The sequence below is a fragment of the Acidaminobacter sp. genome, from assembly GCF_030247605.1.
GTDB lineage: Bacteria > Bacillota > Clostridia > Peptostreptococcales > Acidaminobacteraceae > Acidaminobacter.
In genome coordinates this window covers 1-16,532 of the sequence record NZ_JAOTSB010000049.1, presented here as the reverse complement: position 1 = coordinate 16,532, position 16,532 = coordinate 1, and the positions used below count along the sequence as shown (strand labels likewise).

Here is a 16,532-nt window from a genome sequence, read left to right as displayed (position 1 = left end):
GTTATTTGAACGGGAAGTAGGGTTTGAATCCAAACCGGTTATGAAGCTGAAATAAGGGATCTGAACCGACCCCTTAGGGGGATGTTTTTGCCAATTACCACCATTGACTTCTTGTGGTATCTGGCACAGTTTTCGGAACGCTGACGATAAATATTTTTGAAAAGCTTGAAATAACTTGTTTTCAGCAAAAACAACTTCATCAACTTCACTTGTGGTGACAGGTAGAAAAATGAAATTGGAATAAATATCAATATAAAAGTGTATATTTATTGACAATGCGCGTTTATTTATAGTATAATTAGTATGCCAATAGGGAAAGGATGTGTTTTCGATGGCACAAACAAATATTAATATCCGAATGGATGAAAATTTAAAAAAACAATTTGATGCTTTTTGTTCTGAAATCGGAATGAGTATGACAACAGCTTTTTGTGTTTTCGCAAAAGCAGCAGTACGCCAAAATAGAATTCCTTTTGAAATCTCTGCTGATAGCGACCCGTTTTACAGCGAAGTCAATCAAGCAAGATTAAGAAAATCTATTGCTGATCTCAAGGCAGGCAAGGGAAAAGTTCATGATCTAATTGAGGATGATGATGAATAAAGTATGGCATGATTCTGCTTGGGAAGATTATCTGTATTGGCAAACGCAGGACAGAAAAACGCTAAAACGTATAAATCAGCTGCTGAAAGACGTGGACCGCAACGGTTATGACGGGATAGGCAAACCCGAGCCATTAAAGCATGAGTTTCATGGCTTTTGGAGCAGGCGAATCGATGACAGTAACCGTCTTATTTACCGAATCGAAAATGGACAGATAGAAATTGCTCAATGTGGTTCTCATTATAGAGATAAGTAAAAAGAGTGCAGCTTAATGATGGCTGCACTCTTTTACATTAAAGTAATCATCTGCTGTATTTCCGGAACTGAAAAACCTCTAAATAACGATCTTTTGATTAAGTCTTCCAACCTACGTCAGCTCCATGTCCGCCGCGAGCCGCCGCTCCATCTTCCGCCGCTTCTTCTCCTGATACATCAGGTCATCAATGCGGCGCATAGCCTGGTCCACAGACTCCGCAGATTCATACCGGAAAGTATCATAGCCAATGCTGACGTTGATTTCCCAGGCCTCAGCCGAGTCCCGGTTGTAGTCGTAAAAAGCCTTTTGAATCCGCTCCACAGCCCTTGTAAGCGCCTGGGATTCCGCCACTTCAATCACCACAAAAAACTCATCCCCGGCATAGCGGGCGACGAAATCGCCTTTTCGAAGTGAGCCCTTGATAATCTCCGCAGCCCGCTTGATGGCGAGGTCGCCTGTGGCGTGACCATAAACATCGTTGATTTCCTTCAAATTGTCGAGATCCAGCATCATGCCGCCATAGAGCACATCCCTGCGCCGCTCGCTCATGGAATCGATCAGATTGTCCACGCTTCGCCGGTTGTCGATCCCCGTCAGGCTATCCACCAACAGCAGTGACTTCTGGACATTCAGGAAGATCAGCAGCAGAGCCAGGGTCATATTGCTCCAGATCATGGTGGTGCCGTAGAAGGTGAGCTGGATGAGGACACCGACCATCGGCAGAAGAGGAAAGGCAGCGAGGGAGATCAGCTTGGCCGTATCGAGGCTGCGGCGGTTGCGGTACAGGGTCACATAAGCCTGGGCGACAATGACGGTGTTAAGCAGAATCTGGTGAACGAACAGCGGGCCGCGCTCGTACACGTTGCCGGGTAGTATCTTAAAGAGGTAGCCGCTGACCGGGTTGATGAGCACCAACACGAAAATGACCAGGATGGGTACCGCCCGGATCAGCCGCCTGGCCTTCAGGTCGGGCACATCACGGAGGAGATAATGCTCGACATATTCCGCCCAGAGGCTGATGGCAAAGGGCGCAAGCAGAAAGAGCATCAGGTTGCTGAGGTAATTCAGCGTCGGCATCATGTCGCCCGGCCGCAGATCCACCGCAAAGCTGATGATCTCAGACAAAGTGAGGATCAGAACCAGCGCTGTAAGCCGGCTGAAAATGAGATTGGTCTTCGTGCTCATGCCAGTCGAAACCTTGCCGTTGAACAGCAGAATCAATAAGATCAGCGCGGCGAACAGGTTAATATCCAGTCGTATAAACAGATCCATGCAAGGCCTCCTTAAGGCGGTTTTGCCGATGGTTTCCTTCTATTATATCGCGATTTGGAATGGAATCAAGATGGGGAAGAGTTCAACGCTTTAAGTATCTCGCTAGCTAAGCGTCTACCCCAGCATCTATGGTTAATTTTTTTGAACAGCCGGATCCTACCTATAGAAGTATAACAAGAGGAACCTGGTATGCTTTTCGAACCTCAACATCCTTCGAAGATGAGAAATCGGAATCCAGATTGGCAAATCAACTCACCGAATCAGCATTTTGGTTTACATAACACTTTTCACTTCTTAAAAAACGGGTATAAATACATTGGATTTCAAAATGAAAATTGTGTTAAAATTAAAACTTTTGGAGGCATTGAATTCCGGACTTTATTGGACGCTTATAATCCGGATGGAGCCAATAGCGTAACCGACCTTTTGGTCGGTTCTTTTGCTTTTGAGGATAGGAGCGATGCGAATGATGATGAAAACACCCACACTAATATTATAACAATCTATTCCTCTGGATGACATCACCAGGGTCTTTGTTTAACAGAAAGGGGTTATCCAAGATGAAAGTCCATAATTTACTTATTAAAAGAACATTGTCCCTGTATTTAATCCTCTCTCTTCTGACAATGCCTATGCGAGTATCCTTCGCCCTTTGGACAGATTATGACGGTCATGATCCCGTTCACCAATTTGTTGACCTCTACGCTTATGATATCTATCAAAACGACGAACTTGGAAATTATCTTTCATACGTAAAAGATGGCGCTCGACATGAGGATCTAAAAGATCACATTTTCGACCGCACCGAATTATTTACGACCATCACTCACTTCTGGGACGCAGACAACGGACCAGGTGATCAAGTAGATATGGTTGTCGTTGGAGACAACAGCCCGAACGCCTGGCAGAAGGCACAGATCCTATGGGGCATCGCTCTTGGAGAGTATGCGAAGGGCGATAAGCCAAAAGCTTTTGAAGCATTAGGTCATGTCACTCACCTATTGGCCGACATGTCTGTACCAGCCCATGTCCATGAAGACTCACATAAAACGGACATCTATGAAGACTGGATGGAGTTCCCGACCGCTTACTTATCAAGTTTTGAATTGGACAGCCTTGTCGCAAAAGGTCCAATCCAAATTCCCGAAGGAGTCTCTGATCCACTTTATTATCTCTTCTATACGACCAATCAAGTCGCTGACATGTTCCCTTCTGATGATGAGGATGGAGATGTCACTTCAAATGGAGATCTGAATGATTCATGGTCGGAGAACGGGGCAAACTGGATGACAGATGTATACAACGACAATCTGGGTTTCACCAGTTCAACACCTCAAAGTCAGATCACCTATCCGAGGACTCAAGATGACCTGGATTCCTTCGAAGACGTGGCCGCAATTCGGGAATATTGCTATTCCTATGGCATTCGCGCCGTTGCAGCCCTTTACAAGCTCTTCGAGGAAGCCAGCCAAAGCAGAAACTATCTGACGGTCATCATTGACGAAGTGGATGCGCAGGATCCACATGAAGATCCCGCCTGGGGTGCTGACTTTTATGCCGTTGTCAGCATCGAAGGCGCTAATTTCAGAAATGAGGGGGATCAAGTAGAAGATATTGATCACATTCATCCATATTGGGCATTTGGCCGATATGTCGGGCTGGAGGGGCAAAAACAAGTCTGTATTCAAATTTATGATGAGGACGACGATCCGAATCCTGATGAAAAGACAGACCTCGATCCAAAGGAAGGGCCACGCGATCTCGATATTGTCATCGATCTGGCTACCGGCAACATTACAGGTGATGTCGCTGGCATGTGTGGAACCACTTTGACCAGTGCAGGCGCAGGGGATGACCAATATTATTCCTACATCGCATTTCGTATTATTCTTCCAAACATGCCACCTGTCGCCCATGCCGGAGAGGATCAGACCGTCGATGAAGGCGATACAGTCACTCTGTCCGGCACCTTCGAAGATCCGAACGTGGAAGATACCCATACCCTGCTGTGGCATTTGGAATCCGCAACCAACGGACAGGCCATTCCAGACACAGCAACGGACACCTTAAGCTTCGTTCCTGATGACAATGGCACCTATACTTTCACTTTTACCGTTACAGATAACTATGGAGCCTCAGATACAGACGAAGTCGTCATAACTGCCGAAAACGTCGCCCCAGAGGTCAGCATAGACCGTCTCTTTGACGAAACCGATATGGATATTGGTCTGGATGTGCCCGTCGCTTTAATCAATCTCGAAGTCAATATGACTGCCAGCTTTACCGACGCTGGTACGGCTGATACCCACTTCGCTAAACTACTATGGGGAGATGTGTCACCATACGACGCTGTATTCTCTGCCTTTACAGATTCCACAGGCGGCGTCACGGGCAGCATAGCGCACTCTCATATTTATCAGGTTCCGGGAGAGCTGACCATCACCTTACAGGTCTTCGATGATGACTTTGGCGTTGGCTCAGAGTCGATCCCAATCACTGTTGTGGACGCTTCCGGCGCTCTCGAGAGTGTCATTGAAATGTTGATGCCGATGGCAGATGATCCGAACATTAAAGCAGCCATCGGCAGACTCCAGGGAGAAAAAGACAGCATTGCTGCCAATGGCGGTCTCGACATGCTTAATTTGAATCAGCAGCTCACCGCACTTGAAATGATCAAGCAAGCCATTAAATATCTCGATGCTGCAGAAGCAGCGACGCCTGGTCTGGATCTGTCAATCGAAAAAGGCCTGCTGGCCTTGGCAGCCAAGTCCATTACAGTTGGCGAAATTAACGACGCGGCAGCGATCGCCACCAAGGCTAAACAGCTTAAGAAGATTGACGCCTCCAAACTTCTCGTAATCTCAGGGGATCAAGCACTCGCTTCAGGAAATCACCTGATTGCAGTTGGAAAATATCAGGAAGCCCTGCGTGGGATTCTTGGGATTTAAAATTACTTATCCTGGAAAATGGCATCTTTCACTCTGTACCTGGCACGTTTTTCGGAATGCTGACGTTAAAATAATTTGAAAAGATTCATGTTGCTGGTTTTCAGCAAAAACATCTTCTTCAACTTCGTTCGGGGTGTCAGGTACAGAAAAAGAAATAGGTGAAATTGATTCACAATTTGATAGCAACTCACACCAAGCGCCTCCGGGGCTCTCTCCGGGGGCGCTTTTCCATGTCCCTAGCTTTTCTCTTGTCAGTATTGATCCGATCCCCAATCTGCACATTTCCGCTGCACCACTAATAATCACTCATATCAAGAGAAAAGCCACCTGGTCTTTTGCCGATCAATCGACCTAATTGGATAAAGTTACTCCTAGTTGGGTGGTGGGATGGGTGACTATCGGCGGATGCTTTCTGATTATTTTCTGGCAGAAATTTTGGGTATAACTACACTACCTATGAGTTCAACCATTGTCCCAAACGTTTAATCGAAGTCAGCACCAGGAACAACGCGCCAAACGCGACTGAAGAATTCAACTTGAATGACCAACAAATTCAGTGAGGTGAAGGCCATGAACTGGATCTCTTACAACCAGCTCGCTTGGACGGATACTATTTTAGCCCGGCCGGAGGATTTCGAAGTAGAAGCGACAACTTATGTCAACTTGATCAAAACGCATCTTTCCGCGTCGTCTCCCACCATGCTGCATTTGGGCTGCGGCGCCGGAGGGCACGACTACCATTTCAAACAGCACTTTTCAGTGACCGGCGTGGATTTAAGCGAGGGGATGCTGGAAATCGCCAGGAGCAGAAACCCGGAAATCCAATATCTGCTGGGGGACATGAGAACGATCCGTCTTGGCAGAAAATTTGACGTTGTGGCCATCCCGGATTCGATCATGTACATGTGCACCCTGGAGGACCTGAGCGCTGCTTTGTCAAACGCAGCAGCGCACCTGAAGCGCGACGGTGTGCTGCTGGTCGTCACGCATACGAAGGAAGAATTCAGGAACAACAATTTTGCGTACACCGGCGAAGCCGACAACACGCACATTACGGTGCTGGAGAATAACCATATCGTATCTGACACAACCTATGAGGCGACTATAGTCTATCTGATCCGCCAGAGCGGACGCTTGGAGATCCATCATGAAGTTCACACCCTTGGGTTGTTTTCTTATGACGAATGGATGGGGATTTTCGAGGGACTCAACTTCAAGGTTGAACTAATGAATTTAGACCATCTTTATGACAAGTACCTGCTTGAGGATGGGGTGTATAAGCTTAAGGTGTTTGTTGGGACTTTAGGGGTGTGAGGGAGTTGCGTTTTGCCTTTCAGAAACTTCACCCCCGTACCTGGCACGTTTTTCGGAACGATGACTTTCAAATGATTTGAAAAGATTGTTACAGCTAGTTATCAACAAAAACAACTTCATCAACTTCACTCATGGTGCCAGGTACAGAAAAAGAAATAAGTGAAATTGAATCACAATTTGATGGCAACTCACACCAATCGCCTCCGGAACTCAGTCCCGGGGCGCTTTTCCATGCTTATGATGGACATGAAAAACCATCGGCTAAAGCCCTCCTTTAAAAGCGTTTTAAAGCTTTTAGAAAGCTCTGCCGATGGTCTCAAAAGCACATCCTCTCACACAAAGTTTACCGTCTACTTCCCACAGCACTTCTTATATTTCTTACCGCTCCCGCATGGGCACGGATCATTCCGTCCAATTTTTGGTTTTTTAGGTACGATTTCTTGAAGCTTAGATGGCTCTGACTTGCCATTAAAATATTTTCTAAAATTTTCAGTGAAACAGAACCAGTCCTCCATCTCTGAGATCGTATCATCGATAAATTGCAAATGCATGTTCTGTTTTGAAGCTTCCAGCCTGGCACTTTTGCCAACAAACATGTCCTCTTCAACTGAATCGATGCCAATAATTTGTCTATCATTCAATTTCAGTTTGAAAATTTCCTTGATGTCCTCATACACTTCTTCCGGATAGAGATCACAGCACGTAATGATTAGAAGAGAAAGCAATTCCGGCCTTTTTCGAACATCCGGGTCCAGAAGCAGCTGACGGTAATACGCCACTACGGACGACCGTTCGAGCTCGCCTTGCAGCACCAGTACAGCTAAGGCCTTGACGGCCTGGATCCTCATAAAATCATCCGCTTTGCTGTTTTCCGCCAGAGCTTTGATCAGGCTCAAGTCTCCATGACAAACAGACGCTAGCAACCTGCCGCCGACTTCGGTAATGCCGTCCCCAAATACTTCATGGGACAACTCCCCGGGAAGGCTCATTAATTCCACCAAGATGGGATAGGCTTCTTTAACCCTGAACTGTGCCAATAAATGGGCCGCATACAAATGGCCCATATAGGCTTTCTCCTTGGAATATTTTACCGGCGACTCGTTGACCATTTTAAGCACTTTCAGCAGCTCCGGGATCGCCTCCTCTTTTCGAAGAATCAGCGTTTCCAGGATCTCCCGCGGAAAGTAACCGTTGTTGTAAGCAATTTTTTCCAGCAGGGCGTCAATGGGCTCATTGGAATAATCAGACCCGTCGTTAAGTTCTGCGCCTACACTGCTATCCTCAAGCCCATACTCATCCTCATCCTGATCCCCGACCAAAGCGCTGAGTTTTTTCTCATAGAGCGACTCATCAAATTTCCTGCCCTCGGTCATCACGGAAAACATTTCCTCAATCAAAACCGCAGCCATCCTCTCTTTTGCAGCTTTCTTTGAGATTCCGGCAGCGATCAGCCTTTCAAATGTCCTTTTGACGCATTTCGGATCATTCATTTCTATCTGGTTGTCGATCGCAGAAAGCATTTCCTTTTTCAATCTCTGGTTTTCCATTGTTAAATTCACCCTTTCTGAGATTTATGGTTTTAGGGACAATATCCTTTCGGATTACATAGTTCTGAACCGAGAGATCACGCCATCACATTAATTAAATTCTATAATAATTCCAGCACCCATTTCAAGGATTTCTGCCGATGGTCATTCCCACGCCACATCACGCCACACCGCACCACTCAATTCCAATCGCGCCGGCCCTCACGCCCAAATATTTGTCAAGCAGTTCCATTTATTTTACCCCACTCCCACCTCCCGCGCCATCCTGCCCTTTTTCGGGGTATAAACTAACCAAACTGGAGGTGAGCGTATGAGTTCCAGAGGTTTGAGCTTCAACCGGCAAAGAAAGGAATCCGGCCTGCGAACGAAGTGGCTGTGGTTCTACGTCTTTATCTTTCTGCCAGTTTATTTTATAATCAATGCCCTTCTGACCGCCGCCCAGATTCAGATGTTCGCGGAAAGTTCCACTGGCATTTGGGCCAGGCTGAGCAACCTGATCTGGCTTCTTTATTTTGTTGCCATCCTCATAGTCTGCGCCTGGACCTTTGCCGAAGCGCTGAGTCTTTCGCGCCGCGCCCATCTCCTGATTCAAGTGTCCTTTTGGTCGCTGTTTGGCTACGTGCTGGTCAGCGCTTTAATCACGGTGGCGCAGGGCCGGTCCTACGACTTATTTATTGAGTCCACCCTGGGCATCATTGTGTTTATGCTGTGGTGCTTCCCCAACCACAACTATTTCAGACGAAGAAAAGAGATTTTTGGAGCTCCGCCCGCGCCTGAGCAGATCCGCGCTGAGGTGTCTGAGAACCTTAATACGAGGATGCGAGAGCCCGAAACCTTGCCAGGTTCCCCTTTGACTGGGGCTGTGGCTTCGGCGGCGGAGGCGGTACTGGAACCATCGGCAGGGAGCCCCAAAAGCTTTGTTTTAGCCGATGGTCACCCAACCCCCAACCCGTCCCGCCATAACAACTTCCCGGACGAGCACCGCAGCGGTTTCGAGCTGGAACTCAGGCGGCTTCGCGGGGCCGGCCTCATAACAGAAGAGACGCTGATCCAAGTGCTGAGCGCCCACCGTCAGCTGAATGTCACGCTGACCCAGAAGGCGGAGAGCGAAAAGGCCGCCCGGGAAGCGGCGGCAGCACAAAACGCGGCACAGGCAGCGCAGACGAGAAGGGTCCTCTCAAAGCAGGAACTCCGCGACCGCAACATCACCCTGGTCCTCGTTCTTGGAGTGTTATTCGTCATGCTAGCAGGCACCATCTTTGCCACGAGCAACTGGAGCCTGTTCAGCAGTGCCCTCAAGACGGCGCTGATCCTGCTGGTGGCGGTGCTGTTCTTTAGCGTCAGCCTGCTGGCGGAGAAAAAGCTGCACATCGAAAAGACCTCTTTTGCCTTTTGGGTGCTGGGGGCGCTGTTCGTGCCGGTGATTTTTCTTTCGATTGGCTATTTCGAGCTGTTTGGAAAATGGCTGTCGCTTCAAGGCGATGGGAAGTATGTGCTGGGATTGATCAGTATGGCCGCTTCCGCGCTGGTTTACGGCTACAGTACGCTGAAATTCAACAATCGCATTTTTGCCTGGATGACGCTGACGGCGGTCAGTCTGGGCGCCGGCTTCGCCATTGCGTCACTGCGCCTTGGGGTGGACCGCTTCTATCTTGGTATAGCGCTGATCAACGGCCTGTTTGTGCTGGCGGGCTTAGGGCAAAAGGTGCCGGTCGTGCTGCAGTCATTTCATAAGGAGCTCCACCGGTTCGTGCCGGTGAACCTTTCGATCAGCTCGGCGCTGATGCTGGTCGTATTTGAGGAGCCAAGATTTCAGGGGATCAATCTGCTGATGGCCTCCGTCCTTTTTACCGTCATGGTCTTCACCCGGTGGGAAAAGGAATACAGCATTCCGGCAGGTCTTCTTCTGATGGCTGGGCTCTATCAGTTTGTGGAGCATTCCGGCCTGAGGTCTCTGGATCTGATTCTCTTTTCCGTAACCGGCTTTGCCTTCCTGGGCTTGTCGTTGGCATCCGGCCAAAGAGACGCATTGCAGCGCCTTTATCGCGCTCTCAGCGCCGCCGCGGCCCTCATTACCTTTATCTACATCCAGCTCACCAGCCTGACCCTACTGGAAGCGCGGCCTTCCTGGACAGCGCTGGCCGGCCTGGTGCTGATTACCCTGAACGCCTTGGTGCTTGCAGTGAAAACCGGCGAGCGGCCTTATGCCTGGGCTTTTCCTGTCCTGTTGACTTCCGTGGCCCATCAGGGCTATGACTTGATCCACCTAAGCAATGCGGCGTATCTGTATGCAGGCCACATGGGCGGGTTTGGCGCGGCTATGTTCCTGCTTCTATATGCCTTCAATCCTTGGAAAGCCATCCAAAGAGTCCGCGGCAGCAGCGGGGTCGTGGCCGTGATGGTCATGGGGTTGTCTTATCTCATGGCGGTCTGGGAAGGGCACTGGCTCACGGGCATTCTGGTACTGGGCGCGCTGATTGGCCTGTTGACGCTGACTTACTTCAGACAGAAGCGCCAACTTACGCCTGTGTCAGCGTCAATATCAACACCTCAAACCGCTAATGTCCCTCGAGTCCCTCAAGTTCCGCACCTCTCTCAAGCCCTTCAAATCTCACAACGTACACCGGGTAGTCTTTCCCCACGTATAACTACTGTCCTGTCTTGGAGCCTGCCAGTCCTGACCATGATTGAGCTGCTCACTGTTTACAGACTGATCGACCCGCAGCTGGTCCTATCCACCTCAAAGGGCGGATACAGCCTTGAGCTCCACAGCGCCCTGGCAACATTGGTCTTGTTCCTAATGGCTGTTTCGCTCAAGCGCTTCGAACGGCAGCTGACGACGACCTTCTTTTGGATCGCCCACGTCTTATTCCCGGCAGCAATCCTTCTGCTCTTACAGGATTATGGCGACTTTCCACCAGTATTCACGGCCGCCGTACTGATTTACCTTTACAGCTTCCGAATGTTTGAAATAAAGCAAGTGGAGCCCTCCGCGCTTCAGCCTCAAAGCCAGACTGTCCTGAGCTGTGCCTTTCTCTACAGCGCCTATATCAGCGGCGGGCTGACGGTTATGTCTCTATTCAACGCCTTGAAATTGAATCCCAATTGGAACGGCTTCGTCCTGCCAGTGTTCAGCCTGATCCTGTTTATAATCTGGCACTTCCTGAAAGGGCCAATACAGCGATGGACCCTCTGGTTCCTGATCCCCTCCGCCTGGCTTGGTGCTGCCATGCTCGCCGCGCGGCCAGCTTCTGAGCTGACCCACTTCAGTGGCGTTGTCATATCCCTGGTCACGGCACTCTATCTGATGCGCCGCAGCGATCTGGAAGGCTTTAGCCTTGTGGCGCTGCTGCCGCTGTTTCTCTCCGCCGAGAGCCTCAACCGGGGCGCTTTCTATGGTCAGCACACCACTATGCTGGCCTTCCTGGCCGTTCTGACGGCGCTTCTGGCCCTGGCCGGAAACCGACTTCTGAAACAGCTGTATGTCGTCGCCCCAACCGCGCCTGCTCCGGAAAACACGAGCCACCGCTCTCTCCGAGGTTTTGGCACCCTGGACGGCTACACCCTGAATGCCCTGCTGATGATCCTCTTATCCCAGACCGTCCTGACGGACATGTCAAACCCCGGCTGGCTCAGGCTCCTGCCGCCCCTCGAACTCACCGCTCTCCTATTTATGCAGCGCGGCCGCGCCGGCTCTGGCCTTGGCCGCCGAATCGCGAACACCCTCTGGTTTATCTCCCTCCTGCTCCCGTATTGGATCACCCTCGACCTGCTCCAGCCGTCAAAGCAATTTCTGACTGAGCTCAGACTCCTCCCCCTTCTGCCGATGGTCACCGTCCTCACCCCATGGCAGTGGAAAGCTTATGATCGGATCCTGCGCTGGATCGAAGCGGCAGTCTTAGTTTTAATCGCCTTGACCTTGTTCGTGGAAATACTGTCATATGACCTGCTGACCGACGCCCTGATCCTTGGCGTTCTGTCCCTGGTCGCGCTGTTTTACGGCATGCAGGGCCACCGCCGGGATTACTTCTTCACCGGCGCGGCGGCGCTGCTGGCCAACGCCATCTTCCAAACCCGCGGCTTTTGGCAGAGCCTGCCTTGGTGGGCCTATTTGCTGATGGCAGGTCTGACCCTAATTGGGATTGCGAGTTATAATGAGTTGAAGGCGAGGAGGTAACGCACTCAAACAAAAAATTTTCCATTTTTTATTAAAATTTGTTAACATACGATTCCCTCGCTCCTGGCGCTACGGCCGATTTCACGGCCAGCTACACCATCACGCAGGCTGACCTGGACGCAGGTTCTGTCACCAACACCGCTTACGCGACGGACGGCACCACTGAGTCCGAACCGGACAGCGAAACCGTCACGGCTGTTCCAATGCCGGCTCTGACCATCGTCAAGACGGCAGCACCTGCCACTTACGATGCAGTCGGCGATACTATCAGCTACAGCTACGTGGTCACCAACACCGGTAACGTCACGCTTTACAACGTTTCCGTCGTCGATGACAAAGCCACTACCAGCCCTGTTTCCGTCGATTCCCTCGCTCCTGGCGCTACGGCCGATTTCACGGCCAGCTACACCATCACGCAGGCTGACCTGGACGCAGGTTCTGTCACCAACACCGCTTACGCGACGGACGGTACCACTGAGTCCGAACCGGACAGCGAAACCGTCACGGCTGTTCCAATGCCGGCCATCACCATCGACAAATCAGCTAACCCTACCAACATTCCTGAAACCGGTGGCGAAGTTGAGTTCACATTCCTCATCACCAACACAGGCAACGTAACACTTAAAGTCACCAGTCTCAATGATGACGTATTCGACGATCTCCTTGCAGAAGCTGAGAGCCATAATAGTGACGAGGACATCGTCCTTGCCCCTGGTGGAACTTTCTCATTCTCAATCAAGAGAACGCTTTCCTCCGGCTCGCCGCTATTACCTCACATCAATACAGTTACGGTCAAAGCCGTCGACGACGATGCCAACGAAGCCTCCGACTTCGACGACGCAACCGTCACCTTCACCGACATTCTCCCAGAAATCACCGTAACCAAGTCTCCAAGCGTCGACTTCGTCCTCTTCCCAGGTGCAGATGTCACTTTCACAGTAGTGATCAGCAACACTTGTGAAGAAGAAGTCACCGTTACGAGCATCATGGACGACAAGTTCGGCGATTTGCTGGCCACCGCCAAAGCACAAAATGGCGACACGGACATCATCCTCGCGCCGGAAGGCCAGGCTGGAGACAGCTTCACCTTCACCTTCGTCGGTTATGTTTCTGGCAATGTCGGCAGTACCCACACCAACACTGTAACGGTAAGAGCTTACGACGACGATGAAAACTATGACGACTCAAGCGACAGTGCCGAGGTTGACATTTTCCTCGATCCAAGTCTCATCAAATCTGTAAATGGGTCAACTATAACTGGCGACATTACATTCCCATTTGAAATCAGAACTGGCGCCAGCATGGAAGACGCACCAGACGGACTTGGAACAACTATCGCAACCGGCACAGCAACCGCTGGCAATGGCGGCGTCGTTGATTTCAGCTTCACTGGTGATTACCTGACTACAGGTGTTGTATATCAACTCGTTGAAACGGTTCCATTTAACTACATCCCAGACTTCGTATCAGGTACCTATGGTGAAAACTGGTTTAAACCAACTTTCATTGGTAATGAAGGTGCCTTATTCGAAGATGCTATTGAATATGCTGTAAACTTCAAGGTTAATCCAGATGCATCGATCGATTTTGTAAAAGTACTTACTCCTAATGATGTGATTCGCAGTTTCAGCAACAGTATTAGTGTCAATAACAGCTCTGGCGACATCATCACACCATATACGATTAGTTTCTGGAAAAACCACGCTGCATTTGCAAGCAGCCAAGGGAATCAAGATCCTGTCTTAGACCAAACACTGTTCGATGCCACTGCGGCAGGTAATACAGTAACCATCGGCCTCCTTGAATTACCTGGAGGTACGGAACGCGATATCGCGGATCCTTCCGGTGAGTTTGCGGTTAATCTGCTCAATAAAATGACGATCGACGGTTTGAGGAAAATGGCAAGTGATCCAGCCTTCAATCTGGCTGCGCAATTGCTCGCATATCGTCTCAATATGGTAGTCGGTTCCACACCTATTGAATTAGCAGCGCCGGCTGCAGATCTTGCTCAAGAAATGCTGACTGCCATTTCCTTCAATGGCTTGACGCATGATCCAATTTCCAAAGAGCTTGCAGCCAACCTGAATTATCTGGCTTGGATTCTCGATGCTTATAATAACTTCACACTTACTGAAGACACGCTTGAGCTTCCATACCCAGATCCAAATATTACGCCAATAGGTTCTATATCTGTAGACTCCCTCGAAGGCAGCTCATCAACAGTCAATAAAAATTCTTGGAGGGCAAGGGTAACTGTCACACTCGATCCAGCGTTAGAAAATGCTGTTGTCACAGGTATTTGGACTGGAGGTGCTGCTGGAACAGGCACTACGAACAGTTCAGGTGTATGCGTCATAACTTCAGGCAACATCAGCACTAAGGTTAATTCAACGACCTTCACGATCAGCAACGTCACTTTAGCTGGCTATGCGTTCGATCCAAGTGGAGATAGTGAAGTGACTGTCTACAAACCAGGCTTTACGCCACCTACGCCACCTCCACCACCTGTCATTAAGCCAGAAGTAACCTTCACATCGCCTTTTGAGGGTGCTGAAGTCAGCGACAGCTCAGTTCCAATCACTGTCAATGCGACGATCACAGAAGGCAGTATTGAGAAGGTTGAATTCTTTATTGATGGTTCAACTTCACCTCTCATTACCGACAATGATGGTACAGATGGCTGGAACGCTGTTTGGGACTCAACAAGTGTTAATGACGGATCACACACCATTACCGCTAAAGCAACCGCTGCCTCTACTGGCAATTTCACAGAAAAAACTATCACCGTGCAAGTTGACAATGTCGCTGATCAAAATATTCAAGTAACTGAATTGACCTCAGCAGCTAGCTGGATTAACAAAGTTACATGGAAAGCGAACGTCACCGTCACACTTGATCAAGCGATCAATGGCGCCATTGTCACTGGCACATGGAGCGATGGTTCTACGGGTACAGGTACGACAACCAATGGCAACTGTACAATCTCTTCAACTAACATTAATAAAAAAGTCGATACAATCACCTTCACAATCACAAATGTCAGTATGCCCGGTTATGTATTTGATCCTAGTGGCCCATCCTCAGTGACAGTGAACAGGCCATAATGTCTCCTGCACCCCCGTGCGTACCCCCGTACCTGGCACGTTTTTCGGAACGCTGACGTTCAATTGATTTGAAAAGACTGCTGTTGCTAGTTTTCAGCAAAAACAACTTCATGAACTTCAATTACGGTGCCAGGTACAAATCAAGAAATTCAGAAATTGATCTACAATTTAATGCAACCAACACCAAGCGCCTCCGGAGCTCTATCCGGGGGCGCTTTTCCATGTCTCTTGCTTTTCTCTTGTCAAGATTCCATCCAACTGCTATTCCACACATTCCAATGCTTTCATCATGCGCCCTTTCTCACTTGAGAAAAGCCTCCTGGTCCTTTGATCTTCATAACACCCCCGTACCTGGCACGTTTATCGGAACGTAGACGTTCAAATGATTTGAAAAGATTGATGTTGCTAGTTTTCATCAAAAACAACTTCATGAACTTCATTTATGGTACCAGGGAAACCTCCGAAATACTACTGTTTGATTGAAAACAGCTAAATTTTGATCGCTATAAGCGTTGGAATTGCTATGTTCTAAACTTGAAAAAATTGCCTTTTTCAAAAAATGATGACTTTTTCGGAGCTTTCCCAGGTACAGAAAAAGAACTATGTGAAATCGATCTACAATTTATCGCAAGCCTTCACCAAGCGCCTCCGGAGCTCTTCCGGATGCGCTTTTCCATGTCCCTAGCTTTTCTCTTGCCAGAATTAATCCGACCCCCAATCTGCGTGTTTTCGTTGCACCATTGACAATCAATTGCCTCAAGAGAAAAGCAACCTGGTCCTTTGTCGATCAATCGTCCTAGCTGCTAACTACTCTCCTTGTGGGTTGAGGGATGTGTGACCATCGGCAGAAGTCTTGAGAAGGGCAGCAAAAAGCCACCACAATGGCTGTGATGGCTCAACATAATGATTCCATTGATTATCTTATCCAATCAAAGAAGTTCATCGTAATTTCTCTGACTGTATAAAATTCGTCGAATTTCAACTGTTTTCTCTGAAATGGAAGATTCAGACTCATCATTAGCAGACTCATCTATGACTACATAGAAAACAGTAAAATTCTTTACTTGAACCTCCCATGACTCAAGTCACGGGATTCCTAAGAACACCGTTCTAACGAACAGTTTTTTATTAGGCTATCCCCGCCGCACCAGCGGTTAGAAGCCTTAGGGCTTCATACTTAATATTCATGCTTGCGTTAAGATCTCTGTCATGGATTGCACCACATTCCGGACAAATCCAATTTCTAACAGCCAGATTCTTAACGTCTTTATTCTTGTATCCGCAATTTGAGCACAATTGGCTTGAAGGAAAGC

General features: G+C 48.9%; 9 protein-coding genes and 2 pseudogenes. 7 read left to right on the top strand and 4 right to left on the bottom strand.

All coding sequences use genetic code 11. The features are described from left to right. Positions 1 to 331 precede the first annotated feature (331 nt). Both OEL90_RS14625 and OEL90_RS14620 read left to right on the top strand, forming a co-directional pair. Positions 332 to 601, top strand: a complete 270-nt coding sequence (locus OEL90_RS14625) for a type II toxin-antitoxin system RelB/DinJ family antitoxin (RefSeq protein WP_291402347.1) — start codon at positions 332 to 334, stop codon at positions 599 to 601. Beyond that, positions 594 to 857 (top strand): Txe/YoeB family addiction module toxin, encoded by a 264-nt coding sequence (locus OEL90_RS14620; RefSeq protein WP_300689782.1) that lies wholly within the window; start codon positions 594 to 596, stop codon positions 855 to 857. Before OEL90_RS14625 ends, OEL90_RS14620 begins: the two co-directional genes overlap by 8 nt. A 111-nt stretch (positions 858 to 968) precedes the next feature. Here OEL90_RS14620 and OEL90_RS14615 read toward each other — a convergent pair whose 3' ends face one another. Continuing rightward, entirely contained in the window at positions 969 to 2,129 is a 1,161-nt protein-coding gene (locus OEL90_RS14615; RefSeq protein ID WP_300689779.1) for a GGDEF domain-containing protein, read from the bottom strand. 189 nt (positions 2,130 to 2,318) lie between these two features. On the opposite strand from OEL90_RS14615, the gene OEL90_RS14610 reads away from it, so the two are divergent. The 3 genes from OEL90_RS14610 to OEL90_RS14600 all read left to right on the top strand — a co-directional run bounded on the left by OEL90_RS14610 (position 2,319) and on the right by OEL90_RS14600 (position 6,391). Then, complete coding sequence (locus tag OEL90_RS14610) at positions 2,319 to 2,648, top strand: hypothetical protein (protein ID WP_300689777.1); 330 nt, start codon at positions 2,319 to 2,321, stop codon at positions 2,646 to 2,648. A 41-nt stretch (positions 2,649 to 2,689) separates the two neighbouring features. After that, positions 2,690 to 5,077, top strand: coding sequence for a PKD domain-containing protein (locus OEL90_RS14605; RefSeq protein WP_300689776.1), 2,388 nt, complete (start codon positions 2,690 to 2,692; stop codon positions 5,075 to 5,077). 570 nt (positions 5,078 to 5,647) lie between these two features. Further along, on the top strand, positions 5,648 to 6,391 hold the full coding sequence (locus OEL90_RS14600; RefSeq protein ID WP_291402342.1) for a class I SAM-dependent DNA methyltransferase: 744 nt from the start codon (positions 5,648 to 5,650) through the stop codon (positions 6,389 to 6,391). A gap of 350 nt (positions 6,392 to 6,741) precedes the next feature. On the opposite strand, the pseudogene OEL90_RS15185 reads toward OEL90_RS14600, so the two are convergent. Next, positions 6,742 to 6,819, bottom strand: a pseudogene (locus OEL90_RS15185) (SEC-C metal-binding domain-containing protein); the annotation flags it as partial. Between the two features lie 78 nt (positions 6,820 to 6,897). After that, positions 6,898 to 7,764, bottom strand: a pseudogene (locus tag OEL90_RS14595) (DUF1186 domain-containing protein); the annotation flags it as partial. A 484-nt stretch (positions 7,765 to 8,248) separates the two neighbouring features. Here OEL90_RS14595 and OEL90_RS14590 point away from each other — a divergent pair. Both OEL90_RS14590 and OEL90_RS14585 read left to right on the top strand, forming a co-directional pair. Continuing rightward, entirely contained in the window at positions 8,249 to 12,115 is a 3,867-nt protein-coding gene (locus tag OEL90_RS14590) for a hypothetical protein (RefSeq protein ID WP_300689771.1), read from the top strand. Positions 12,116 to 12,153: 38 nt separating this feature from the next. Next, positions 12,154 to 15,219, top strand: coding sequence for a DUF7507 domain-containing protein (locus OEL90_RS14585; RefSeq protein ID WP_300689768.1), 3,066 nt, complete (start codon positions 12,154 to 12,156; stop codon positions 15,217 to 15,219). Positions 15,220 to 16,347: 1,128 nt separating this feature from the next. Here OEL90_RS14585 and OEL90_RS14580 read toward each other — a convergent pair. Further along, positions 16,348 to 16,515: a zinc ribbon domain-containing protein gene (locus tag OEL90_RS14580; protein WP_331488139.1), complete on the bottom strand. Its 168-nt coding sequence runs from the start codon at positions 16,513 to 16,515 to the stop codon at positions 16,348 to 16,350. Between the last annotated feature and the right edge of the window lie 17 nt (positions 16,516 to 16,532).

Coding starts and splice junctions, on each gene's coding strand:
- OEL90_RS14625 (WP_291402347.1), top strand. CDS start 332: ATGGCACAAACAAATATTAATATCCGAATGGATGAAAATTTAAAAAAA.
- OEL90_RS14610 (WP_300689777.1), top strand. CDS start 2,319: ATGCTTTTCGAACCTCAACATCCTTCGAAGATGAGAAATCGGAATCCA.
- OEL90_RS14590 (WP_300689771.1), top strand. CDS start 8,249: ATGAGTTCCAGAGGTTTGAGCTTCAACCGGCAAAGAAAGGAATCCGGC.
- OEL90_RS14605 (WP_300689776.1), top strand. CDS start 2,690: ATGAAAGTCCATAATTTACTTATTAAAAGAACATTGTCCCTGTATTTA.
- OEL90_RS14620 (WP_300689782.1), top strand. CDS start 594: ATGAATAAAGTATGGCATGATTCTGCTTGGGAAGATTATCTGTATTGG.
- OEL90_RS14600 (WP_291402342.1), top strand. CDS start 5,648: ATGAACTGGATCTCTTACAACCAGCTCGCTTGGACGGATACTATTTTA.
- OEL90_RS14615 (WP_300689779.1), bottom strand. CDS start 2,129: ATGGATCTGTTTATACGACTGGATATTAACCTGTTCGCCGCGCTGATC.